The 283-nt window shown below is 39.9% G+C and carries 1 protein-coding gene; it reads left to right on the forward strand.

Annotation, left to right across the window (positions count from 1 at the left end):
* On the forward strand, positions 1 to 258 hold a 258-nt coding region (locus OGY33_RS00695), incomplete at its 5' end, for a gp53-like domain-containing protein (protein ID WP_502873593.1).
* Between the last annotated feature and the right edge of the window lie 25 nt (positions 259 to 283).

Genomic DNA, 283 nt, shown 5'->3' on the forward strand with positions numbered 1-283 from the left:
TGGTTTAAGTTGCCGAGTGGATATGTTATTCAGGCTTTCGAGGCGTCTTTTGATTCTAACGGGCTATATATCAATTTCCCTATACCATTTCCGAGTAGCGTTATTGCTATTGCGCCAGGCGTTTTAATGTCAACGCCTGCCTCTCCATCACAACAATTTCCATCAATACAACGTGACGTCAATGACCTGACCCGATTTTTTGCTAAATACAATATTGGTGGAATGAATTCTTCATACTTTATTGCCATAGGGAAATAACCATGTATTTATTTTCGCCAAGCAC

Source organism: Citrobacter sp. Cpo032 (assembly GCF_030332975.1).
Taxonomy (GTDB): Bacteria; Pseudomonadota; Gammaproteobacteria; order Enterobacterales; family Enterobacteriaceae; genus Citrobacter; species Citrobacter portucalensis.